The organism is Leptospira licerasiae serovar Varillal str. VAR 010 (genome assembly GCF_000244755.1).
GTDB classification, from domain to species: domain Bacteria; phylum Spirochaetota; class Leptospiria; order Leptospirales; family Leptospiraceae; genus Leptospira_B; species Leptospira_B licerasiae.
This window is the reverse complement of the sequence record NZ_AHOO02000006.1, coordinates 25,262-49,013: the sequence shown is the minus strand read 5'-3', so window position 1 is coordinate 49,013 and position 23,752 is coordinate 25,262. Positions and strand designations below refer to the sequence as shown.

Sequence of the window (23,752 nt, the reverse complement as noted above, 5' to 3'; positions counted from 1 at the left end):
TCGTCTATGTGGCAAAAATTACAACCTAGAGAAAAACTTTTATTGCTGATAGCAGCCGGACTGATCTTGGTCTTGTTGGTATTTTTAGTAGTCCGTAAAATTTATAGGCTCAGGACCGACCTTTCTGAAACGGTAAACAATACTCCCGGACTTGCTGCACAGTTGGACAAAACAATTTCCGACTATTTATTTTTCAGATCTTTGGAGAATTCGAACACAGGGGAGAATGACCAGAGCGCATTTGCCGCAAAGTTGGAAAGGATCTTTTCGGATAACGGCGTAAAGGATAGGATCTCGACGATGAGACCTATTCCAGCAAAACTAATCGATAAAAACAAATACCAGGTAATCGTTTTCGAAGTGAACTTAAGAGGTGTGCCTCTGGAAAACGTTATGTCAGTGTTGTATGACATAGATAAGGGTAATAAGGTAAATGCAAGGGTGGAATATTTCCAAACCAACAAACCTTACCAAGATAAAAATACCTACGACGTGAACATGAAAATCGCGGCATATAGTGTCGCACCCGGAAAATAAGATGGCTCGCGCAAAAAAGATAGAAATAGAAGAAGAGGACGAACTCATCTCCAACGAGGAAGAAGAATTCCTCACGATGGAATTGGAGGAACTGCCTCCGGAAGAAGAGGAAGAAACACCTAGATTCTCCCTCAAACAAAAACTCATCCTGATCGGAAGCGGGATCGTCTCTTTTCTTCTTTTTTTGATCTTATTATTTCCTTACGAAAACATCGTCCGCCAGCTCATGAATTCTTCCTCAGGACAGCCGAGTAGCGTATTTTTTAATGAGTTATCTGTTTCAGTTCTACTCGGAAAAGTTTCCGTAAAGTCCATGGAGATCATGGGTCAGACATTTAAGATCAGATCCAAGGACGCTCAGATCAAGGCGGGGCTTTTTTCCTTATTGAGAAAAAAGATAAACGGAGATTTCGAAGTACAAGAATTAGAGATCGATTATGACGGCCAAACGTTAGGAAATATAGGAGAATTACAGGGCCATTTAAAATTAGATTCTCTCTCTGTCCCAGCCAGCCGATTTGGTGGAGCATTCAGTCTTAAAATGCCGGAAGGAAAATTCGGTTCTTTTCCAAATCTTCCTGAAATTCCTTTTATTGGAAAAATAGAAAACTTTTTCATAAATAAGATACTGATCTCTTCCAGAATTGACCAAGGAATGGTAGAGTTCGAAGAATTTATCATAGATACTTCTGTTGCAAGATTGGACATTCACGGAAACTTGAGACTTTCCGATTCATTCTCCAATTCGCAATTGAACCTTAGAGCCTGCTTCGAATTGGAAAGGAATTTTGCCTCGGCAGCAGAAAACCAAATTATAGTGGGTGCATTAGATCTTTTGGAAAAAAGTGGAAGCGGAAAATGTATCCCAATTACTGGCACTTTCCAAAGACCTGAATTCAAGATCCCTGGTTTGAACGCTCCTGCGGGTCTACCAGGCAGCCCAGCTCCTTAATATTTCATTTTAGGCAGACCCCATGGCATAAAAAAACCTCGCATGGTTATTACCACACGAGGTTTTTCTTTTTGTCTCGCTTGGATAACTCTTAGATCAAGAGCATCCGGTGGTCGCGCCGCAGGACATACATTTCAAGCAGGAACCGTTTCTTACCATTTCGAAAGATCCACATTCTGTGCAGGAATCTCCGGTATATCCTTTGATCCTTGCCATTTTGATCTCTTCCATCAAAGCAACTCCTGAATTAGGTTTTTCCGTCCTCATCATTTGAGAGTAGGAAATTGTTTCCGGCTCAGAAGAAGGTGCGGTTTCTACTGCTGTAGAAGCGGCTGGTCGAACATCTGCCTTAGGCTGGATGGACTCGGAGGATTTTCTGGATCCGATCTCATCTCCTCTTAGATCTTCCGGTGCTACTTGGCCAAGATCATATCTTCCGAGGTAGGTGATCGCCAACTCTCTGAAGATGAAATCGATTACGGAAGTACTCATTTTGATATGTTTGTTTCCGGTCACGATACCATTCGGTTCGAATTTGAAGAATGTAAATGCATCCACAAACTCTTCTAATGGAACTCCATGTTGTAGACCTAAAGACACGGAAATTGCAAATGCATTCATCAAACTTCTGAACGCTGCACCTTCTTTGTGCATATCCACGAAGATCTCTCCGAGTTGTCCGTCTTCGTATTCACCAGTTCTTAAATAAACTTTGTGACCGCCAACGACTGCTTTTTGAGTATAACCGGCTCTTCTGTTAGGAAGTTTACGTCTATGAGAGATATACTTATAAACGATCTTTTCTGCAAACTGAGAAGGATCTTTAGCAACCGCAGCTTCTGCGATCTCTTCTTGTTCTTCCAACTCGATCCCGTTCAGAAGTTCGAGAACAGAGTTTAGAGGTTGAGAAAGTTTGGATCCGTCGCGATACAGAGCGTTCGCTTTTACCATCATCTTCCAAGAGATATAGTAAGCGTTTTTAATATCTTCGATCGTTGCATCTTCCGGAAGGTTGATCGTCTTAGAGATCGCACCGCTGATAAAAGGCTGAGCTGCAGCCATTGTGCGGATATGAGACTCATAGGAAAGATAACGTTTTCCGTATTTACCACATTTGTTCGCGCAATCGAATACAGGGTAATCCTTCTCTTTAAGATAAGGAGCGTTCTCGATTGTCATTGTTCCACAAACATAGTCGTTTGCTTTATTGATCTCATCTTTGGAGAAACCTAAATACTCAAGAAGATTGAATGTGAAAGAATCATACGTTTCTTTCGCAATACCTAAGTTCTTTTGTAAGAAATTCTCACCTAAGTTAAACTTGTTGAATGCAAAATTGATATCGAACGCGTAAGGAAGAGAAGATTCTACTTTTTCCAGGATCTCGTTCGTGAAACCTTTTTCTTTCAGGCTTTGTGTATTAATAACTGGAGCTCCGTTTAAGGTAGCATGCCCTTTACAATAGTTCACGATAGATTCGATCTCGGAAGGGGAGTATCCCAATTTACGAAGAGCCAAAGGAACGGATTGGTTGATAATTTTGAAATAACCACCGCCCGCTAATTTTTTGAATTTCACCAGAGCGAAATCAGGCTCGATCCCAGTGGTATCACAATCCATTACCAGACCGATCGTTCCGGTCGGCGCAATCACAGTAACTTGTGCATTTCTGTATCCGTGAGATTCTCCTAAAGAAACTGCATTATCGGAATCTTCCTGAGCAGCTTTCAAAAGGTAAGAAGGGCAGTATGCAGGATCAATTCCAACAGGAGTGATGGTCAGACCTTCGTAATCTTCGGAAGGAACATTATAAGCCGCTCTCTTGTGGTTTCTTAGAACTCTAAGCATATGCTTTTTATTCTTTTCATAACCAGGGAATGGTCCGAGTTCCTTTGCCATTTCCGCAGAAGTAGCATAAGCAGTCATATGCATGATAGAGGTGATGGCACCAGTGATCGCCATAGCTTCCTTAGAATCATAAGGAATTCCCATGATCATCAATGCAGAACCAAGGTTTGCATATCCAAGACCTAGAGTTCTGAACTTATAAGAAAGTTCTGCGATCTCTCTGGAAGGGAACTGAGCCATAGTCACAGAAATCTCAAGTATGATTGTCCAGAGACGGCAAAGATAACGGAAACTTTCTACATCAAAAACCAGAGTTTCCGGATCTACAAATTTCTGTAAGTTCGCGGAAGCCAGGTTACATGCGGTATTGTCCAAGAACATATACTCTGAACATGGATTGGAAGCATTGATATTCCCATCTTCCGGACAAGTATGCCATTCGTTGATGGTAGTATGATATTGGGTTCCAGGGTCCGCAGAAGACCAAGCTGCAAAAGAAATTCTATCCCAAAGATCTCTTGCTCTGATCGTTTTTGCAGGTTTAGCTGCTCTCTTTTCTTTGAGAGCTTTTTCCTTTTCCGTTCTATTATATAAATGCCAAGGAAGATCTTGTTCCACTGCATTCATAAACTCATTCGGAAGACGAACTGAGTTATTGCTATTCTGACCGGAAACAGTATTATACGCTTCTGATTGCCAGTCGGTGGTCAATTCTTCGAAAATGAGTTCTTTGTATCCTTGTCTCGCAAGGTCTATCACTCTTTTGATATAATTATCAGGGATCAAAACTCTCTTAGCTTCTACGATGGCTTTTTTAAGAGCGGAGTTCTTTTTAGGTTCGAAACGATCCTCTCCCTCCATCTCGTAACAAGCTTTCATGATCGCATTTAGATGTCTGTTATTCAGAATGGATCCGGTAACAAGAGAAGCTACTTTTTTCTCTTCTTCTACTTTCCAATCTACGAAACGATCGATATCCGGATGATCCACATCCAAACAAACCATCTTGGCAGCACGACGAGTGGTTCCACCGGATTTAATCGCACCTGCAGCACGGTCTCCGATCTTCAAGAAACTCATTAAACCGGAACTTTTTCCTCCGCCGGAAAGGGATTCATTTTCCGCTCTCAGGTTAGAGAAGTTGGTTCCAGTTCCGGAACCGTATTTGAATAGGCGAGCCTCACGGACCCAAAGATCCATGATACCACCTTCGTTCACTAAATCATCGTCTACACTTTGGATAAAACATGCATGAGGTTGTGGATGTTCGTATGCGGAAGAAGATTTTACCAATTTTCCGCTGGTAGGATCCACATAGAAATGTCCTTGGGATTTACCGTCGATCCCATACGCCCAATGTAATCCGGTATTGAACCATTGAGGGGAGTTAGGAGCCGCCATTTGAGAAGCCAGCATGAAAGAGACTTCTTCATAGAAAGTTTTAGCACTTTCTTCGTCTGAAAAATAACCGTATTTATATCCCCAATAGGTCCAACAGCCCGCTAAACGGTGGAAAACTTCCTGTGCAGAAGCCTCTCCACCGAAACGATCTTCTGCTTTTAAAGAAGAAAGTTTTTCAGTGTCTGGTTCAGAGCGCTGTAACCATTCTGGAATGCCTTTTTCATCTACTTTTTTTAAGTATTTTGGCACTCCTTTGCGTCTGAAATACTTCTGGGCAAGAATATCTACTGCAACTTGAGACCATTGGTCCGGAACAAGTATGTCCTTAGCTTCGAAAACAACGGATCCGTCAGGGTTAGAGATCTTAGAATTCCTCTTAACCCAGTTTAAGTCCTTGGAAAATCCCTTCTCAGGTGAAGTGAAATGTTTATTTAGCTTCATAGCATGCTCCTTATGAAACTCCGGCAAAATATAGTGCGTTTTTGGATTATGTCACGCTACTATAGCTTTCCAATTTTCAGGTAGTACTTTTTCCGAAAGCTGTTCAGTTTTTGCCGGAAAATTGTATTTAGATCCGACCAGAAAATACCTATGTCTCGAAGATTTTTCATTGCCAGCCTGCCTCATTTCTAAAAACTGGATTCTGCTACCAGACACTCCCCTTTAGCTCAGTCGGTAGAGCAAGTGACTGTTAATCACTGGGTCGCAGGTTCGAGCCCTGCAGGGGGAGCCAATCTTTTACTTTCCTTCCAATCTTACCAAATTTCGGTATATTTACGATCTTCTTTATAGACCCTGTAGATCCACATTTGTTTAGTCTTTTTGGTAGATTTTACGTTATTTTTAGAAAAATCTAAAGAAGGCTCGGGCGACTCCTCGCAAATAAATCCTAGTATTGCTATACTATCTTGTAATGCTCGGAACGTGCTGCTACGGGTTCGCGCATTCACGCTCATCCGAGCAGCGCTCGGACTAAAGCCCTTCGCATCACTGTCGCGAAGTGTAGAAGATACTACAAATTTACACGCAGAGGCGCAAAGTCGCGGAGTTTTGGATGCTTTCAAATAGAAAAACCTCTGCAGCTTCGCGCCTCTGCGTGCCAAAACCGCTAGTTTTTGAGAGAAAAGGACAGAGTTTTTTATATAACAACGGATAGAATATAAAGATCTCCCTTATATAAGGGTTTAATAAGAATTTTTCCGTTCATCCTATCCAGATACACTTTCATCCCAAACTCATTGCATAGGGCAAGGAAACCTAGTATTTTCCTTCCTATGTCATTTAAGAAAATAACCATCCTGGTTTCGTCACTTATTGTAGCAGGTGTTTTACTCTTATTACTAGTACCATCTTCTTCCAAGAATGCTGCCGTTTCTAATTCCGGAAAAAACATCTTTTCCGAAGGCCTTTCTTCGTTTTCAAATATTCTTAGCCTTGGCTCCTCCTCATCCAATGAAGAAGAAGGGCTCATACCTGCTTCTCTTTTGAGAAATGAAACTCCTGACAATCTATATTGGGTAGCGGTAGCAACTCCAAGAGATGCCGCAGAAATGAAAGCTCAGCATGAACTACGCGAAGATTGGGCAGCGCTTTACGGAAAAATTTACTCAAACAAAGCAACTCGCAAAGAGATTGATGAGTATTATACGGCACAAATCAAACTACAAGAAGATCAATTGGAGCTATTGAAGATCATGGAAGATCGTTATCCGGAACGTTTGAACGACGATTCGAGAAGGATGATCCTGGCCGGAAAAGAACTATATGCTAAAAAGTTAAAAAACGTAAAAGATGAATATGAAAAACACATAAACCAAAAATAGATTCGGAGAGAATTATGAATTATCGGTCAATACGAAGGTCCGTATTCGGCTTCGTAGTATGTACGATGTTTTTCGCAGGAAGCGCATCCGTGTTTGCGGATCCTTATTGGGGAACATTCAAGAAGGATGGATGTACTTCCATCTTCCCTGGCAAGCGTCAATACTCAGCGATCCTTTACGGGATACCATCAGGACAGAGTTGGGAAACTACCTGTGCAAATATGGGAGCAACTATTAACGGCCAAGTATTTACTAAGCCTAGTCGTTGTAAGAACACCGGTTTAAATATGTGGGGAGAATTCGATGTACTCGACGATTCCTGTGAAGCTAACTGGTCCGCAACTGATGACGGCGGAGGTTATAACTGGACTCATAAAAATGACGGTTGCCAAACTTCCGGAACTTATGCGGGCAAAAGAAAATATTCTTCCCGTATTTGGAACGTAGTAGGTGTCACTTGGGAAGAAGCATGTGCGAAATTGCCTCTTACAATCGCAGGTAAAACTTATACAACTCCAACTCGTTGTGTGAATACCGGAACCACAGGAATGTGGGGAGAATGGTATGTTGCAGATTCAAGTTGTGAGTCCGCACCAAAAGCGTATGCAAGAGGTGCTCAAGATTCTCTCAAAAGATCAGGAACTCTTTCAGGTTATGTGGATCTTCATACTCACCCGATGGCTCACCTAGGTTTCGGAGGAGTGATCTTCCATGGTGCTCCTTTTGGAGAACCAGCAACCGCACTCGCAGACTGCCCTAGTATGTCTAACGAAGGCCACTCTGCAGGACACTCCAGAGTAGAAGCGATCGTTCAAGACGATATTATAGGTGCGCTTCTTTCCACAGCAAAACATGATAATAGAGGATACGCAAGTTTCCCTTATTGGCCGGCAAACAATAGCTACACTCACCAAACAATGTATTATGAGTGGGTCAAACGTGCCTATGAAGGTGGCCTACGAACTATGGTGGTCCTTGCTGTGAACGGAGATTATATGTTCGGAGCGACAGACAATGGTCTTCCGGATATCATCAAAGGGATCGCTATCGCAACAGATCCAATCTATGATCTAAACGACATGAACACTTTACGTCGCCAGACCCAAGCAGTATATGATATGCAAACTTGGATCGATCAGAAAAGCGGGGGAGCAGGACTTGGATGGTTCCGTATCGTAAAAACTCCTGCAGAAGCGCAAAGTGTGATCGCTGCTGGTAAACTCGCAGTTGTCTTAGGCGCGGAAGTGGATTATCTGGTGGATTGTACGACTACAACTTGTACCGATGCAATGATCACCCAAGGTGTCCAAGAAATGTATGACGCAGGTTTACGTTATATATTCCCGATCCACTTGAAAACCAACGGATTCGGTGGAGCCGGTCTATACAATATCCTCGGAAGCGGGACCAAATACGATTGTAAACACTACGGACAGGATTGTAACGTCGCAGGTTTAACTTCTTACGGACCTAAGATCATGAAAGCTCTGATGAAAAAAGGGATGATCATAGATGTGGGCCATATGTCAGCAAGATCTTTGGATGGAGCCTTAACGTATGCAGAGCAACAATCTTATCCAGGTATTGTAACCGGTCACACCGGCGTGTATGATATGGCGAATAAAGGAAATCGTCATGAGGCGAATCCGACAGGAGCGGCTCTGAAACGTATCATAGCATTAGGTGGAATGATCGGGCTCATCCCAGGGCAAGGAAATTTAGATGAAGTAGGTGAATGGAGACAAAACTCCGACGGTACTTACATCTCTCACGCTTGTGGAGGGACTACTCAGACATTCGCTCAATCCTATCAGTATCTCAGAAATCTGATCGGAGACCAAGCGTATGACGGAAGGATCTCTGTCGGAACCGACTTTAACGGATTCGCTCATATGCCTGGGCCTCGTTACGGAACCCGCGCTTGTCCAGGTGGAGTATCTACGATCACTCAACCTGATTCCGCTAAAGTAGGATATCCTTTTGCTCCGGATGCTTCCATTAGAAAAGCTGCAACTCTTTCAGCTCTTCCTTCTCTCGGAAAATATACATTCGGGAACAGGACATTCGACTTCAATACGGAAGGTGCGGCTCATATCGGGCTTATGCCTGATTTCTTTGAAGATTTAAGACAGCAAGGACTCAAACGTTCCGATTTGGAACCTGTTTATCGTTCTGCTGACTTCTTCACTACTATGTGGCAGAATGCGGTCACAAGAGGTGCAAGCATCCAATAAAGAAATCTAACGAAATAGATTTTTCTTAAGCCCGCCAAACCCTGCGGGCTTTTTTTTTATTCTTTTAGTAGTTTGAGAATTTGCCGGTCTTATAATAAATTCGAGTTTTTTATCCCAGCATTTCTTTCAGAGCGCCGTAATTCGATCTAGATAAAGCAACTTCTGCGGAATCGCCTAAAAGTACTTTGAAATGATTTCCTTTTCCATGAAGTATCTTTTTTACTTCGGATAAATTGATAATAAAAGATCTATGAGAACGGAAAAAATCTGAATTGAGTTCGGAAAGAACGGATTCCATTGTTTTACGGATCAATTCTTTGCGACCAGACTTGAGATGGATCTCGGTAAAATTGCCGGAAGCTTCTAGATATAGAATATCCTGGAACCGAATAACTTCAATCATTCCATCCTTTTTTAAAGAGATACTATTTTTACGTAAAGAGTCCGCTTTAGAAGCGGAAGCAGATTTCATACGATCTATTGCAGCGATAAATCTTTCTCTAGTGAACGGTTTAGCTACAAAATCCAAAACTCCAAAATCAAATGCACTTACTGCATTCTGTTTATCCGAAGAGATCACGATCGTATAGAAAGAATCCTTTTCAGGTAGTTTAAGTATCTCATAACCTGATTGTCCTTTCAGATTAATATCTAAAAGAAGAAGGTCGATAGGATTCTCCCTTATACTATAGAGAGCAGGAGTCAATTCGTCAAAGGTCTTAAGGGAAATCAAACTTTTCCCAAAGGCCTCCCTGCAATAATGCTGGATGGTCCTTGCCATCAATTTGTCGTCTTCGACTAGAACAGCTCTCACCATGCTTAGCGTTTTCTATAAAAAAATACAAAATGGTCAATCTGAAATTTTCGTTCTAGCAAATAGAAGTGTGAATGTTGCTCCTTGTCCGGGTTTACTTTCCAAACTTATCTTTGCATTCAATAGCTCTATCAATCTATGAACTGCATAAAGCCCAACCCCGGTAGAAGGTTCATTGCCGGTAGGTTTTGCGGAGAGTCGAGTGAATCTGGAGAATAAAAGTTTTTTATCCTCGTCAGTGAATCCTTTTCCTTCATCTCGGATCTGGATTTCTATAAAGTCGCCGCCATCCTTTATCAATTTAGAATGGATGAATATAGAGCCACCAGGAGGAGAATATTTCACAGCATTCGAGACCAAATTATCCAGAATACTGGCAACCGCCTTTCTATCCGAACGGATCTTTAAATCCTCTTTATCAAATTTAGTATGGAATTGGATACGTTTCAGAGAAGCCTGGTAATCAAAGTTTTGTATAGTCGATCTAATATACGAATTTATATTAAAAATATCATAATCGATCTTTATATTCTCGAATCCCGACGCTGCGATCCCAACAAGATCGTCTATATGTCCTAAAATTTTGCGGGAAGAACTCTCAATGTCTGTAAGGATCTCCTTCTTCTCCTTATCCGAGAATGACTTTAGATTTTTACGAAGGATAGTGCTAATACTCATGATCCCCGAAAGCGGGCTTTTTAGATCGTGAACTGCAATACTGATCATATCACTTTTATTCGTATCTTCCTCTCTTAACCTTTCGTTCAAACGGATGATCCTTTGGGTTTTAAGATAAGTATTCGCCAAAGTTAAGAAGGATACACGATCAAAGATTAGGATCAAAAACAGAGTTACAAGAGGGTTTTGCAAAAGTACAGGTTCTCTATTCCCGCTATAATAAATAAAACCGTATAGGATTGCATAGTTGATCGCGTAGATAAAATACTTTGTATGGTCCGGAAATCTAAACATGATCGCCACACTGAACATTGCGGTAGAGAAGAGAGAAATTTCAGGAAGCCTAGGAAAGACCACAACCGTTATACATGTTCCAGTCAATGAAAGAAGAAGTACCCCGATCCTGCAAAATAACTTGATCCGATCCAGATCCGCTCTATGCAATCGACCCGAATTCAAAAGAACGTTCATTGTCAAAAAAACCGAATAGAAAACCAGATCGAATAGAATGAACGAATTGTCCTTAGCATCCGAAAATGCATCCACCAGATCGTAGAACGCAAAAGGTAGAATGATGACGGGCAGGATCAGATAAACATATCTGAGTACGATCAGAATTTCCAGGTATGCATTTCGAGTGAATACGGGGGCAAAATTTACGGAAGAAAGAATTTTTGCCTTTCTATACTGCCTAAGTGCAAAACGATAATTAAGCCCGAAAAGAAACCGAAGTAACGCCTGCATATTCCCAAATTTATCCCTTTCCCTTTTAAAAAACTCCCTTTTTTGCCCGATCATTCGATTTAGGAAAACTAGTGAAAAAACTTTGTCAAAAAGATGAACAAGAAAAGCCATAAATTCCAGAGAAAAGAATGAACTCTTCTCCAAGAATACAAGCAATTATCATAGTGCGATCCGTTCTAGTTTATAATTTTATGACTTAAGTACCGATTTTTACTCCGCTTTCGATTCTTAAAAATACTAGAGCGCGTTTCCGAATATTTATAACATTTTTCTAATAAATCATTACAAAGAATTTGCATAACGGAGCGTAATGTAATATACTGTTCGGCCGATGCTATCTAAGAAAAACGCATTACTGATCTCTTCTACTTTTATCGTAGTTGTTCTTATCTTTATTTTTACCAGAAGCCAGGCCGGAGCTTCACAATCTTCCTCCAAAAATATTTTTTCGGAAGGGCTCTCAATCTTCTCCGGCTTCATCAATTTAGGAACTTCTTCTTCTACTTATAATGAAGATAACGCCGTTGTATCTGCTTCTCTTTTAAAGAGCGAAACTCCGGATAATCTTTATTGGGTGGCAGTTGCTACTCCCCAAGATGCAGGAGAGAAAAAAGCACAGGAAGAATTATTAGAATCTTGGGCCACATTGTACGGAAAAATTTACTCCGGAAAAGCAACCCGTAAAGAGATAGATGAATATTATAAAGCACAGATAAAACTCCAGGAAGACCAAGTGGAACTGTTACGCTTGATGGAAGAAAGATATCCAGAGCGACTTGATGACGAAAAACGAAGAATGATACTAGCCGGCAAAGAACTTTACGGCAAAAAGCTGAAAAACGTAACCGAAGAATACAAAAAACATATAAACAACTAAGTAGGGAGAGATACGTATGAAAAGTCGGTCTTTGCGAGGGCCTGCGTTAGGCGTTGTATTCCTGGCTGTTTTTGCTACGAGTACTTCTATTTTTGGCGATCCATATTGGGGAACATTTAAGAAGGACGGTTGTACAGGGATTTTTCCCGGGAAACGTCAATATTCAGCGATTCTTTACGGGATACCATCCGGCCAGAGTTGGGAAACAACTTGTGCCAATATGGGAGCAACAATTAACGGGCAAGTATTTACTAAACCAAGTCGTTGCAAGAACACAGGTTTCAATGAGTGGGGAGAATTCGATCTGATCGACGATTCTTGCGAAGCAAACTGGGCAGCGCCTGACGAAGGTGGTATCTACAACTACACTCATAAGAACGACGGATGCCAATCCTCAGGTACTTATGCGGGTAAAAGAAAATATTCTTCACGTTTATGGAATATAGTAGGTCTGACCTGGGAAGAAGCCTGCGCCAAAATGCCGATGACCATTGCCGGTAAAACGTATACTACTCCTCATAGATGTGTGAATACAGGTGGAGCCACAGGAATGTGGGGAGAATGGTACGTAGCTGATTCCAGTTGCGAAACCGCTCCGCAAACTTACTCCAGAGGAGCGAATGATTCTCTCAAAAGAACTGGAACTCTTTCAGGTTATGTGGACCTTCATACTCACCCAATGGCAAATTTAGGTTTTGGTGGAGTGATCTTCCACGGTTCTCCATTTGGACCGGCAACAAGTGCATTAGCAGACTGTCCAAGCACTTCGGATGAAGGACATTCAGCAGGACACTCTAGGGTAGAAGCTATCGTGCAAGACGATATTATTGGGGCCTTATTAGGAACAGCTCGTCACGACAATAGAGGATATGCAAGTTTCCCCTATTGGCCTGCGAACAATAGCTACACTCACCAGACAATGTATTATGAATGGATCAAACGCGCTTATGAAGGCGGGATGAGAGCCATGGTAGTACTCGCAGTAAACGGCGATTATATGTTTGGAGCAACAGATAACGGACTTCCTGATATCATCAAAGGAATAGCGATCGCTACCGATCCGGTTTACGATCTGAACGATATGAATACTTTACGCAGGCAAACCCAAGCAGTGTATGATATGCAAGCTTGGATCGATGCACAAAGTGGCGGCCCAGGACAGGGCTGGTTTCGTATCGTAAAAACTCCAGCAGAAGCGCAAAGCGTGATCTCCGGCGGTAAACTCGCTGTGGTCTTAGGCGCAGAGGTGGACTATTTAGTCGATTGTACAGGAAGCAACTGTAACGATTCTATGATCACCCAAGGTGTGCAAGAGTTGTACGATCTGGGGCTACGTTATGTTTTCCCGATCCACTTAAAAACCAACGGATTCGGTGGAGCCGGTCTCTATAATATCCTGGGAAGCGGGACCAAATACGATTGTAAACACTACGGTCAAGATTGTAACACTGCCGGCCTAACCACTTATGGACAAAAGGTCCTGAGAGAGTTGATGAAAAAAGGAATGATCATCGACGTAGGCCATATGTCCGCAAAATCTTTAGACGGAGCGATCACTTTCGCAGAACAACAATCCTATCCGGGGATCGTAACCGGTCACACCGGAGTGTACGATATGGCGAATAAGGGAAACCGTCATGAAGCAAATCCGACGGGAGCTGCGCTTAAACGGATCAGCACTTTAGGTGGAATGATCGGACTTATCACAGGACAAGGAAATCTAGAAGAGATAGGAGAGTGGAGACAGAATAGCGACGGTTCTTATATCGCACATGCTTGCGGTGGAACTAGCCAAACATTCGCTCAGTCCTACCAATATCTCAAAAATCTAATAGGTGATCCAGCTTATGACGGAAGGATCGCCATCGGAACGGATTTTAACGGATTTGCTCATATGCCTGGACCTCGTTATGGAACTCGTGCTTGTCCCGGAGGAACATCGGTAATTGCACAACCTGAGGCATCTAAAGTAGGATATCCATTCTCGCCAGATTCTTCCATTAGATTGGCGGCAACTCTTGCCGCATCTCCTTCTCTTGGAAAATACTCCTTCGGGAATAGGACATTCGACTTCAATACGGAAGGTGCATCCCATATTGGGCTCATGCCTGACTTCTTTGAAGATTTGAGACAGCAGGGACTCAAACGTTCCGATCTGGAACCTGTCTATAGATCCGCAGACTTCTTCACTACGATGTGGCAGAATGCGGTCAATAGAAGCGGAAGTATCCAATAATCCGACAAAGGCCCGCTACTAGGCGGGCCTTTGTGTTTCCACAACTTTCAAAAGAAAAAGTTTGGTCTTTGGAACGAACAGAGAAGAATAGGTTCTAAGATAAAAAGAGCTTATTTTCCATGAGGCTTTTATTGAATCCTAAGACTCTGATTCCTTCCTTATTCCTTTTATTTACGGTAGCTTGTTCCAACGGAGATACTGATTCCACGGACGACACTGCAGCGAGCTTATTATACTCTGCCTATGGAGCTAGCTTTACTCCGGTCCCGAGTGGAGGATGCGCGGATTCCGCAGTTCCGACTATAGTTACCGGAGGATCCAATACGTTTTCCGGAGCTAGTTATTACTATTATTTCTATTCTTTTACAGGAAACGGCGCAACAAATACCTTCAATGTTAGTTTTACAAGTGGGGAAGCCGACTTGTGGATCGGAACAGAAAACTCTGTGTTGATCCCAACGGATTTTAGTCAGGTAGAAGTTAGAAGTGAGAATATAGGAACAGAGTCGTATTCGGGAGTAACCACTACAAACGGTTCCACCCGTTGTTTAGTAATTCCTGTCACGGATGCCGGAACGATTACTTTGTCGGTCCAGTGATCCAGATTAAGCTGTTCGCTCTATTTAGGAAATTAAAAATTTCGTAAATTTTCTTCTTGCTTTCCTGAAATTAAAAATATACTTCCTCAGATTCTATTTTTGGAGCAAAACGAATGGAAGAAAGTTCAGGTTCAGGAATCGGTTTAGTCATAACCGCGATTGTTTATATAGCGATCCTCGGAGTATTCCTATTTTCCTTCTGGAAAATTTTCGAAAAAGCAGGCAGACCTGGTTGGGCAGGGATCATTCCTATCTATAACCTTTATGTATTAATGGAAATCGTCGGTAGACCAGGCTGGTGGCTTATCCTATTTTTCATTCCTTGCGTTGGTATCATCATCAGCATTCTTGTCGCTATCGATTTGGCAAAATCATTCGGTAAAACTGCGGGTTATGCGGTACTTTTCATCTTTGGAATTGGATATCCAATATTAGCATTCTCTGATGCAAAATATGTGGGACCGGCTGCGAAATCAGCATAATAGTCTGTTCCAGGCTATTGAGGCCCGAGACCCAAAACTTAGCGATAACCTAGGTTTTGGGAAGGACTATAAAAAATTCCTAATATTAGAAGCCGGGCCTATTTCAGGTCCGGTTCCTAATTTTTCACTTCGCTTTTTTTTAACGATTTTATTCTCTTTAATCGTTTTTTTAACTCTTACAATTTCGATTTCCTTTCTGCTTCCGTTGGATACTGAATCGGAGCATTGGTTTACCATCTGTTGGTGGAAACATCTAACAGGCTGGGATTGTCCAGGTTGTGGACTGTCTAGATCCGTGATCTGCTTTTTTAGAGGGGATTTTTCCAGGTCCTGGGATTATCATCCATTCGGAATACCCGTCTCAATTTTAGGAATTTCCGGTTTTATCATCCGCTGGAATCTAGGAAAACAAGTCTGGAGAAAAATTTTAGAAAATCGTAATACTGAAATTTTTGCGTATTTGGGAGTTATTTCACTTTTTGTTTGGTATTTCTTCAAACATTTCGATTAAAATAACTCGTCATCATCCGACGGCGGGGTCGCAGCTCTGGAAGAAGTCTCCGACTTAGGGCTCGCAGTTTTCTTCTGGGTCTCTCCGCTTCCCGATTTAGAAAGGTATTCTATTTTCCCTTCCGCTTCCGCTAAGATAGATTGGCAAAGAGTCCTAAGCTCCATTCCTCTTTCATAAGATTTGATGGATTCTTCTAAGGTTAATTGTCCTCTTTCCAAATTTTCGGCGATCTGCTCCAATTCGGTTAAGGCCTGTTCAAAACTAATTTCTGTCTTTTTACTCATTGTATTTCACCTTGGTACGAAACCCGAATCCTGCCTTCTGCTAATATAACCTCTAGTTCTTCCTCTTTCTCCAATTGGGTTGGAGATGTAACGACTTTTTTTCCTTTCTTACGGACCACAGAATATCCTCTTTTTAAGGTCCCCAATGGAGAAAAGCCCTCTAATTTTCCGGAAAGAAGTTGGAACTCCTTCTTCTTTCTTTCCAGCTGGGATTTAAAAGTAGTGATGAGCCCATTCGACACAGGACTAAATTTGTTCTGAGCGCTCATCAGATAATTTTTACCCAATAAATGTATCCTGGAATTGATCTCATCCAGCTGTAAGATCCTATCATTCAACATCGATCTTGGATCTAAGAATGCTTTTTTATTCGTAAGTATCCTAAGCTTTTCTTTCAGATTGCCGGCCTGATTTTTTAAAGCTGTTTTGAGTCTTACTTCGAACTCCGCAAGCCCGGACTCCACAAGTTCCATTTCCGGAACGGCCATCTCAGCGGCAGCAGTGGGGGTAGGCGCGAAACAATCTGCCGCTAGATCAGAGAGAACGGAATCTATCTGGTGGCCCACTGCGGAAATGATCGGAACTCGACTTTGTGCAAATGCAAGAACCACTTTTTCGTCGTTAAACGCCATTAGATCTTCAGTGCTCCCACCACCTCTACCGGCAATGATCAGATCCACATCCCATTTTGGATCATTCAGTTGTTTGATTGCGGAAATAATGGATTCAGGCGCTCCGTCCCCTTGGACCAAACAAGGAGAGATCAAAATATCTATATTAGGAAATCTTTGTTTAGAAATACGGATAATATCTTCGATTGCCGCGCCGGTAGGGGAAGTAGCTACTCCGATCCTCCAAGGAAAAGCGGGAAGTTTACGTTTTCTCTCCGGGTCGAAAACACCCTGAGCGGCGAGCTTTCTTTTTAATTCTTCTATTTGGGCAAGAAGGTCTCCTTGTCCCAACTCTTCTACTTTAGAAATATTTAAATTATATTGGCCCCTAGGTTCGTAAACGGAAACGGCTCCGAACGCCTTGATCTCCATCCCATTTTCCAACGGTTTTCCCTTATATCTTCCGTTGCTATAGGAGAAAAAAGTGCAGGCGATCAAGGATTTGGGATCCTTTAGATTAAAATAAATATGGCCTTGGTGTGATTTGGAATAATTGGAAATCTCTCCTTGGATCCAGATATTTCGTAGAATGTCCGGACCGGTCAGAAGTTGTTTTACTATGGAATTGATCTCCGAAACGGAATATGTTTTTGTTTCTTCCATCCGAAATTAGCTGGCAAAAAAATCTTTTCTGTACAATTTCCAGAAGTCCCAAAGGATCACTACCATCGTGACCGCAACAGGTCCTAACACTAAACCCATAATCCCGAACTCTTGGATACCTCCGATCAACGACAAAAAGATCAACAAAGGATGGATCCTAAGTTTTTTGTCCAACATCTTAGGTTTTACCACGTTCTCCAGAACGATATACAAGGTCAGACCCATTACCATGAATAAGCTCGCACCGATTATATTGTTCTCAATGAACATCAAATAAAGTCCGATCGGTAACCAAACTACGGAAGTTCCGATTACCGGAATCAATGAAAAGAATGCGGCAAGGCTTGCGTATAAGAACGGATTGGAAATTTTCGCAAATAAAAGAAGAATATAAACTCCGGCCCCCTGCATGATCGAAACAATTAGATTTCCTTTAAATACCGTCTGCACGGCAGAGGCAATCTTTCTTCCCACTTGTTCTTCCACTTCGGTTGAGAAAGGCAAGTTGTCCAAAATGAATCTTTCTATTTTCTTTCCATCTTGGTAGAAGAAGAATAAAAGCAGAAGAGAGAAGAACAGATTCATGATGATCCCGGCAGGAAGATCAATGGAACCCAAAATAAAAGAAGAAGCATTACTTAAAACGGCGTACAAGCTGTCCAAGTTCAGAATATCGATGTAGTTCTTAGCAAAGTCCCCGTAAATTTCCGGAAGTTTGACCCAAAAAAATGGATTATCAGTGAATAGATCCGTGAGTATATTCAAACTCATAATCGTATCAATAATCTTGTCTTCCGAAAGGGAGATCCTAATCTTAAATAGAATGGAAAGAGATTCGTCGATCAGAGTGCGGATCATAAAATAAGAAGGCAAAATTACGATCATACAAACGGAACCGATCATGATCCAAGGAGCCAAGGGTTCGAACTTAGGACCAATAAGTCTTCTTAATTGTTTATACTGCTTCCGAGTGGCTAAGTATAAGATCAAAGCTACAAGCGCTGAATAAAAATAAGGCCTTAAAACTACGAAGAGTAGAAGTCCCGTCCCAATACAGAATATACCTAGGATCAGATTAAAAAGTTTCCGGTTGGTTTCCTGTCCTTCTTTGGGGGACATCAAAATCCTCCATTCGTAGTTTTCTGGAATAATTTTACGATACTTCCTTTTTCTTCGGAATGGATGGTGATCGCGAGTATCTTATGCCTAAGTACATCCACCAAATACAGACTTTGCTCCTCGGATTTTTGGCTCTGTAGAATTTTATGACCAAAACTGGAGATCAAATATTCGTAATATCTCTCCATCGTGATTTTTGGAAGAGATGTTTTAAAAACGACGACCGCTTCCTTATTATCCAAAAGGCGATCCGCTTTTAGCTCGGTAAAAAACAATACTTCCGAGTCGTCCGGAACAAAATTGCTCGGAATGGAAGAAGGCGCCTTGTACGGTTTTTCCACTATAGTGAGTTGGTTATGCCTAAAAATTTTAGGTCTGTCCTTGACCTTTTTAGTTTTTACAGGGTCAGGGCTCATCAAATCAGGCAATTTAGTGCCTTGTGAAAAAATAGAAAGATTCCCGATCAGTAAACATACTAGAACCGAACCGAGGACTTGCGAGAAACTACGGCCTTCCACGAAATTTAGTTGAATCTAACGCTTCCCCCTTGACAATCCTTTTCTAGATGCAATTCGCGGGATTCGATTTTTATATCCAAACTCTATTGGATTGGGTATCCAGCCTGCCGAGCGCCTTAGTCTGGTTTTTTTTCGCATTTTCCAATTTTACAGAAAATGTTTTTCCTCCTTGGCCTGGAGATACTGTCACTGCGTTCGGAGGTTTTTTACTCGCAAGGGGCGCCTTAAGTTTTTGGGAACTAGTATCAAGCACCATAGTCGGAAATCTTGCAGGCGCTTGGGTCATGTATGCATTCGGTCATAAACTATTAGAATGGCTTAAGAATAAAAACTTCCCATTCAAATCGGAGCTGTACAACGAGGAATCCATTCAAAAAACCTTAGATTGGTTTTCCAGGAACGGAGTAGTTGTAGTGATCTTTTCCAGATTCTCGGCTGGAATACGATTTTTCGTTTCTATCGTAGCAGGAATGGTAGATATGAGACCGGTCCTGTTTTTCTCCGCATTCACATTAGCGGTCACTATCTGGTGCGGGATACTGATCTATGGCGGATTTTATCTAGGATCTCATTGGGAAAAGGTACTGGAATTTTTAGCTTTGTACAATAAAATTTTTACAGGCTTCTTCGTAACCGCAGTTTTAGGATTTATCATTTACAAAAAGTTTTTCGAAAAAAGAAGGGAAGCTTAACCTTCCAAAACTTCTTTTAAAGTTTTTACGAACTTTTTATGAATAGATTCCGTTTCTTTGGGAAGTTCCAATTTTTTTGCAAGTTCCAATAGAACATTCGGTTCTATCACTTTTCCTTCGAACCATTGTCCCGCCATATCGCCAGAAATTTTTAGAACGGAAGAAAGATCTAAAATTTCTCTTTCTGCCATCACAAGTGCAAATCCCAAAGCGCCATCTGTAGGAATATAAGGTTCAATTCCATCTGCCTTCCAAGGATCTAAACCGGTAGGAAGTGCACTTCTTACATTCCATTTCATTTCATCGGAAGGAGGACCAAGTTCTGTTTTATTAATCAAAACCAATTGGACAGGATTGATATCTCCATGGATCCTGCGATTTTCTTCCGCAAGTTCTCGGATCAATTTCGCATTATCTCTAGTGATCGCATCTCTTCCCAAAAAGTTCAGCTTGTATAGATAGTCTTCTAACTCTTTGCCTTGTAAGGCTCCGGTCAGAATAAATTGGTACAAGATAAAGATCAGATAATCACTTTCCGTATTATCTCCAAGTAAGATCTCCTTGGAATTAGTAGGAAGATAGATCCTATCTCTAAGAAGGATCGTAAGTTTATACGCCAATTGATCGAATAAACTTTGGAAAGAAGATCCAGCAAATTTACGAACCCTTTCTACCGCTCCCCAAAGGCCTTCCGTCAAAAATCGAGTAGGATGAGAAAGAGTGTCCCAAAACTTATCCACCATTCCTTTTAAGGTCCCTTCCAAATACTTCAAATGAAGAGATTCAGTTTTAACACCTTGGGTCCTAAATGTAGAAAGTAATGTCCTTCTGAAAAAATGAGGACTCGCAGAGATAAAACAAAGTGGAGAATCGTCGGTTGCTTCTCTCAATTCCTTGAATAAGGCCGGCATACCGGGCAAAGGTAGTTTTTGCTCAGGTGTTTCGAATAATGTGGAAATTTTTCCCTTATTAGAATGTATATCAGTCGCTAGATATGTCTGGTCGATATCGGAAGTAGTTACGATACCAGTGTATTCTTCGGATAAAATACGTAAGGCGCCCATTCCGATCAAACTTTGAGAAACTAACTCGTGTTTACCGGGAGTATTTAAGTAGGCCAGGTCTTTACCAAACTGTCTGTAAGAATCCGGCTTTAGAAAATGGATGTGAAATGTATAGTTTCCGGGAGCCAAAGGAAAGGTAAACTCATGAAAGAAAAATCCACTTTCGTCTCCTCGAATCTCGGGAGAATGGTGTAACACTTTTCCGGAATGGTCCACAATTTCCGCTACAAGGATGGGTTTACGCACTGACTCTAACCCATAGTCCAAAAAGGGAGTGATCTCTTTTTCTTGTCCTTGGAATAAGCCGGTAAGAAGGTCCCATTTTTTAGGATCCGTCATTTCTTCGCTGACGGAGATATCCACAACCTGGCCTCGGATATAATAACGATTCTCTCTTCCGAGAGTACCTCCGCAAATCGCGGCCCTACGTTTTTCCGTATTCTTGGAAATTTTGCGTTCTGTTTCTTCCGTCACAAGCTTGCAGGATTCCTTTTTAACATTTCGGGAAAGGAGAACTCTACCATGGGGGTTCTAAAGGGAAAGCAAAAATCCAATTTCTTTGTTTTCGAGAGAAAAGGTTCGCCTAGGATGGTCTTAGAATGGCGAGAGGGAAACATTCGGATCAGAACCGGAAAGGTCCCAAGTCGATTTATATCCGTAAAATGAGATATGAAGAGGCATATCGGCTCTTGGACCGGGAAATCCAAGCTGCATTCATGAAAGGGGAAACCCTGGTAGAAGTCGTGCACGGGATAGGCGAGGGAGTTTTGAAAAAAATGACCGACGATTATATCCGAGAACATTCCTTTCTTAGAATTTTAGAAGATGGGGGACTTCACCTGGCAAATAACCCCGGCTCCACACTTGTGGAGATCATGGGACCATCCTCGGAAGATCTAAAAAAGTATTTAAAATAATGGGAAACACAAGGCCTAAAGTCCAAATCCTGGATGTGACTCTCCGAGACGGAGAGCAGACCAGAGGTGTAAGTTTCTCCGCTTCCGAAAAACTAAATATCGCAAAATTTCTATTACAAAATCTGAAAGTAGATAGAGTGGAGATCGCTTCCGCTCGGGTCTCTCAGGGAGAATTAGAAAGTGTCCGAGGTATCATGTCCTGGGCCACTTCCGAGGGACTGGAAAAACGGATAGAGATCCTGGGATTCGTAGATTCTCATAAAAGTGTGGATTGGATCCTTGCATCCGGAGCCAAAACCTTAAATCTACTCACAAAAGGTTCTCTCAAACATCTCCAAGGACAGCTCAAAAAAACTCCCAAAGAACATTTTGAAGAAGTATCAGAAACCATTCAATATGCAAAAAAGAACGGTCTAGAAGTGAATATCTATTTGGAAGATTGGTCCAATGGATATTTAAATAGCAAAGAATATGTCCTAGATTTCGTTTCTCATCTTTCTAAAGAACCATTAGGCAAAATTTTCTTACCGGATACATTGGGAGTTCTTTCTCCAGACGAAACATTCTCAGGGATTTCCCTTCTCACACAAAAATATCCTGAACTACATTTCGAATTCCACGGACATAACGATTACGATCTTTCCGTAGCAAACTGTTTATTCGCAGTCAAAGCGGGCGCAAAGGGTTTACACGTTAGCGTAAATGGATTGGGAGAAAGAGCAGGAAATTCACCGCTCGAAGCTGTAATCACAGCTCTTCATGATAAGGCAGGCGTTCTTACCGACGTAGATGAAAAATCAATCTCGGAAGCAAGCAGACTTGTCGAAGTTTTCAGCGGAAAAAGAATCTCCGCAAACCGTCCGGTGGTGGGAGAAGATGTATTCACACAAACCGCTGGAGTTCATGCAGACGGAGACAAAAAAGGCAATTTGTATGCAAATCCTATCCTACCGGAACGTTTCGGTAGAAAAAGAAGTTACGCTTTAGGCAAACTTGCAGGAAAGGCAAGCATCTCCGAAAACCTAAAACAACTTGGTCTTGTACTTTCTCCGGAAATCGAAAAAAAGGTTTTGGAAAAGGTAATAGAGCTTGGGGACCAAAACAAAAACATCACTCCGGAAGATCTTCCATTTATCATTGCTGATGTTTCCGGAAATTCGAGCATCCAAGCGATCAAGATCACAGGATGTAAGATCAACTCCGGCATCGGAATTCGACCTAAGGCACTCGTAGAATTAGAACTTCACGGTAAAAAATATTCTGAGGAAGGAGAAGGAGACGGAGGCTATGATGCATTTATGTCCGCTCTGACTAGCATCTCTTCCAAAGCAGGTCTTTCTATTCCAAGACTCGTAGACTATGAGGTACGTATTCCGCCGGGCGGGAAAACGGATGCGCTCGTGGAAACAATGATTACCTGGAACAAAACACAGGAAAATCATGAAGAAGAAAATTTCAAAACCATGGGGATCCATTGCGACCAAACCGTGGCTGCAGTTTTAGCTACTGAAAAAATGCTGAACTTAATTCTTTCTACATGGCAAACTTAAAACTGATGATCGTTGGTTTGGGAAATCCAGGCCAAAAATACGAAAGAAACCGTCATAATATCGGATTTCTGGTCTTGGACAATTTGGTCCAAGACTGGGGAGTGGATATGAACCATTCTTCCAAAGAGGCAAAAGGAAAATTAGATAAGGACGGAGTTTCCTACTATTTTCTAAAACCTTTGGAATATATGAACCTTTCCGGAAAAGCAGTCTCCGAACTTTCCCGCAAAAACGGGATCCCTCCCGAAAATATCCTAGTCATTCATGACGAAGTGGATTTTCCATTCTCCAAACTTAAATTCAAACAGAGCGGTGGGAATGGAGGTCATAACGGGATCAAAGACATTTCCGAAAAATTAGGTTCTCCGGATTTTTTCAGGTTAAGATTCGGAGTGGGAAAACCGGGAGACAGCGCACTCACTGCGGGACATGTTCTATCCAATTTCAACCAGGAAGAAATGAGCAAATTACCGGAATTATTCGACCAGGCAAAACAAAAAATCAAGGATTGGGTCCGGGAAAGACAGATCATTTTTTCAAAAGCCTCCGATAAATAAACTATCCCGGACAGTTTGGACTCTCCGGGGATTTTACTCCG

Annotated in this window: 22 protein-coding genes and 1 tRNA gene; 14 read left to right on the top strand and 9 right to left on the bottom strand. The window is 41.8% G+C overall.

Annotated elements, in window-relative coordinates; all coding sequences use genetic code 11:
- The first annotated feature begins 6 nt into the window (after positions 1-6).
- Both LEP1GSC185_RS08485 and gspN read left to right on the top strand, forming a co-directional pair.
- Positions 7-537 (top strand): hypothetical protein, encoded by a 531-nt coding sequence (locus LEP1GSC185_RS08485; protein WP_008591094.1) that lies wholly within the window; start codon positions 7-9, stop codon positions 535-537.
- A 1-nt stretch (position 538) separates the two neighbouring features.
- A complete protein-coding gene (gene gspN, locus LEP1GSC185_RS08480) occupies positions 539-1,489 on the top strand; it encodes a type II secretion system protein GspN (protein ID WP_008589925.1) in 951 nt (316 codons plus the stop codon).
- Positions 1,490-1,585: 96 nt separating this feature from the next.
- Here gspN and LEP1GSC185_RS08475 read toward each other — a convergent pair whose 3' ends face one another.
- On the bottom strand, positions 1,586-5,179 hold the full coding sequence (locus tag LEP1GSC185_RS08475; protein ID WP_008591404.1) for a vitamin B12-dependent ribonucleotide reductase: 3,594 nt from the start codon (positions 5,177-5,179) through the stop codon (positions 1,586-1,588).
- A 216-nt stretch (positions 5,180-5,395) separates the two neighbouring features.
- On the opposite strand from LEP1GSC185_RS08475, the gene LEP1GSC185_RS08470 reads away from it, so the two are divergent.
- A tRNA-Asn gene (locus LEP1GSC185_RS08470) sits at positions 5,396-5,471 on the top strand.
- A gap of 405 nt (positions 5,472-5,876) precedes the next feature.
- On the opposite strand, the gene LEP1GSC185_RS20155 is transcribed toward LEP1GSC185_RS08470, so the two are convergent.
- Positions 5,877-6,209, bottom strand: a complete 333-nt coding sequence (locus LEP1GSC185_RS20155) for a hypothetical protein (protein WP_232298401.1) — start codon at positions 6,207-6,209, stop codon at positions 5,877-5,879.
- Positions 6,210-6,288: 79 nt separating this feature from the next.
- Between LEP1GSC185_RS20155 and LEP1GSC185_RS20150 the strand changes: the two genes are divergently transcribed.
- Together LEP1GSC185_RS20150 and LEP1GSC185_RS08460 are read left to right on the top strand one after the other, a co-directional pair.
- Positions 6,289-6,561, top strand: a complete 273-nt coding sequence (locus tag LEP1GSC185_RS20150; protein ID WP_232298400.1) for a hypothetical protein — start codon at positions 6,289-6,291, stop codon at positions 6,559-6,561.
- Between the two features lie 14 nt (positions 6,562-6,575).
- A complete protein-coding gene (locus LEP1GSC185_RS08460; RefSeq protein ID WP_008589874.1) occupies positions 6,576-8,795 on the top strand; it encodes a membrane dipeptidase in 2,220 nt (739 codons plus the stop codon).
- Positions 8,796-8,904: 109 nt separating this feature from the next.
- On the opposite strand, the gene LEP1GSC185_RS08455 is transcribed toward LEP1GSC185_RS08460, so the two are convergent.
- Both LEP1GSC185_RS08455 and LEP1GSC185_RS08450 read right to left on the bottom strand, forming a co-directional pair.
- Positions 8,905-9,612, bottom strand: a complete 708-nt coding sequence (locus LEP1GSC185_RS08455; protein ID WP_008591001.1) for a LytR/AlgR family response regulator transcription factor — start codon at positions 9,610-9,612, stop codon at positions 8,905-8,907.
- A 33-nt stretch (positions 9,613-9,645) separates the two neighbouring features.
- Entirely contained in the window at positions 9,646-11,031 is a 1,386-nt protein-coding gene (locus LEP1GSC185_RS08450; protein ID WP_232298399.1) for a sensor histidine kinase, read from the bottom strand.
- Positions 11,032-11,362: 331 nt separating this feature from the next.
- Here LEP1GSC185_RS08450 and LEP1GSC185_RS08445 point away from each other — a divergent pair, with 331 nt between their 5' ends.
- From LEP1GSC185_RS08445 to LEP1GSC185_RS08425, 5 genes are all read left to right on the top strand, one after another.
- A complete protein-coding gene (locus LEP1GSC185_RS08445) occupies positions 11,363-11,908 on the top strand; it encodes a hypothetical protein (protein ID WP_008589891.1) in 546 nt (181 codons plus the stop codon).
- A 16-nt stretch (positions 11,909-11,924) separates the two neighbouring features.
- Entirely contained in the window at positions 11,925-14,144 is a 2,220-nt protein-coding gene (locus LEP1GSC185_RS08440) for a membrane dipeptidase (protein ID WP_008590054.1), read from the top strand.
- Between the two features lie 119 nt (positions 14,145-14,263).
- Positions 14,264-14,743 carry a hypothetical protein gene (locus tag LEP1GSC185_RS08435; protein WP_008591508.1) on the top strand — a complete coding sequence of 160 codons (480 nt, stop codon included), beginning with the start codon at positions 14,264-14,266 and terminating at the stop codon, positions 14,741-14,743.
- Between the two features lie 113 nt (positions 14,744-14,856).
- Positions 14,857-15,225 carry a DUF5684 domain-containing protein gene (locus LEP1GSC185_RS08430; RefSeq protein ID WP_008591470.1) on the top strand — a complete coding sequence of 123 codons (369 nt, stop codon included), beginning with the start codon at positions 14,857-14,859 and terminating at the stop codon, positions 15,223-15,225.
- Positions 15,197-15,736: a DUF2752 domain-containing protein gene (locus LEP1GSC185_RS08425; protein WP_008596629.1), complete on the top strand. Its 540-nt coding sequence runs from the start codon at positions 15,197-15,199 to the stop codon at positions 15,734-15,736. Before LEP1GSC185_RS08430 ends, LEP1GSC185_RS08425 begins: the two co-directional genes overlap by 29 nt.
- Here the strand turns inward: LEP1GSC185_RS08425 and LEP1GSC185_RS08420 are convergent.
- From LEP1GSC185_RS08420 to LEP1GSC185_RS08405, 4 genes are read right to left on the bottom strand one after another with little or no spacing between them, the layout of a single operon-like run.
- Positions 15,733-16,020, bottom strand: coding sequence for an exodeoxyribonuclease VII small subunit (locus LEP1GSC185_RS08420; protein ID WP_008589813.1), 288 nt, complete (start codon positions 16,018-16,020; stop codon positions 15,733-15,735). The genes LEP1GSC185_RS08425 and LEP1GSC185_RS08420 overlap by 4 nt on opposite strands.
- Complete coding sequence (gene xseA / locus LEP1GSC185_RS08415; protein ID WP_008591293.1) at positions 16,017-17,294, bottom strand: exodeoxyribonuclease VII large subunit; 1,278 nt, start codon at positions 17,292-17,294, stop codon at positions 16,017-16,019. The genes LEP1GSC185_RS08420 and xseA overlap by 4 nt, the downstream gene beginning before the upstream one ends.
- A 6-nt stretch (positions 17,295-17,300) precedes the next feature.
- A complete protein-coding gene (locus LEP1GSC185_RS08410; RefSeq protein ID WP_008590383.1) occupies positions 17,301-18,413 on the bottom strand; it encodes an AI-2E family transporter in 1,113 nt (370 codons plus the stop codon).
- The gene (locus tag LEP1GSC185_RS08405) at positions 18,413-18,829 is read right to left on the bottom strand and encodes a hypothetical protein (RefSeq protein WP_244264630.1); all 417 of its coding nucleotides are present in this window, start codon (positions 18,827-18,829) and stop codon (positions 18,413-18,415) included. The genes LEP1GSC185_RS08410 and LEP1GSC185_RS08405 overlap by 1 nt, the downstream gene beginning before the upstream one ends.
- Positions 18,830-18,978: 149 nt before the next feature.
- Between LEP1GSC185_RS08405 and LEP1GSC185_RS08400 the strand changes: the two genes are divergently transcribed.
- Positions 18,979-19,623: a DedA family protein gene (locus tag LEP1GSC185_RS08400; protein WP_008591453.1), complete on the top strand. Its 645-nt coding sequence runs from the start codon at positions 18,979-18,981 to the stop codon at positions 19,621-19,623.
- Here the strand turns inward: LEP1GSC185_RS08400 and LEP1GSC185_RS08395 are convergent.
- Positions 19,620-21,161 carry a phosphatase domain-containing protein gene (locus LEP1GSC185_RS08395; RefSeq protein WP_008590418.1) on the bottom strand — a complete coding sequence of 514 codons (1,542 nt, stop codon included), beginning with the start codon at positions 21,159-21,161 and terminating at the stop codon, positions 19,620-19,622. The two genes, LEP1GSC185_RS08400 and LEP1GSC185_RS08395, sit on opposite strands and share 4 nt — an antisense overlap.
- A 125-nt stretch (positions 21,162-21,286) precedes the next feature.
- Here LEP1GSC185_RS08395 and LEP1GSC185_RS08390 point away from each other — a divergent pair, with 125 nt between their 5' ends.
- From LEP1GSC185_RS08390 to pth, 3 genes are read left to right on the top strand one after another with little or no spacing between them, the layout of a single operon-like run.
- Positions 21,287-21,604, top strand: a complete 318-nt coding sequence (locus LEP1GSC185_RS08390; protein WP_010515563.1) for a Smr/MutS family protein — start codon at positions 21,287-21,289, stop codon at positions 21,602-21,604.
- The gene (gene cimA / locus LEP1GSC185_RS08385) at positions 21,604-23,154 is read left to right on the top strand and encodes a (R)-citramalate synthase CimA (RefSeq protein ID WP_008589636.1); all 1,551 of its coding nucleotides are present in this window, start codon (positions 21,604-21,606) and stop codon (positions 23,152-23,154) included. The genes LEP1GSC185_RS08390 and cimA overlap by 1 nt, the downstream gene beginning before the upstream one ends.
- Positions 23,142-23,711, top strand: a complete 570-nt coding sequence (gene pth / locus LEP1GSC185_RS08380) for an aminoacyl-tRNA hydrolase (protein ID WP_008590749.1) — start codon at positions 23,142-23,144, stop codon at positions 23,709-23,711. The genes cimA and pth overlap by 13 nt, the downstream gene beginning before the upstream one ends.
- Positions 23,712-23,752: the final 41 nt, after the last annotated feature.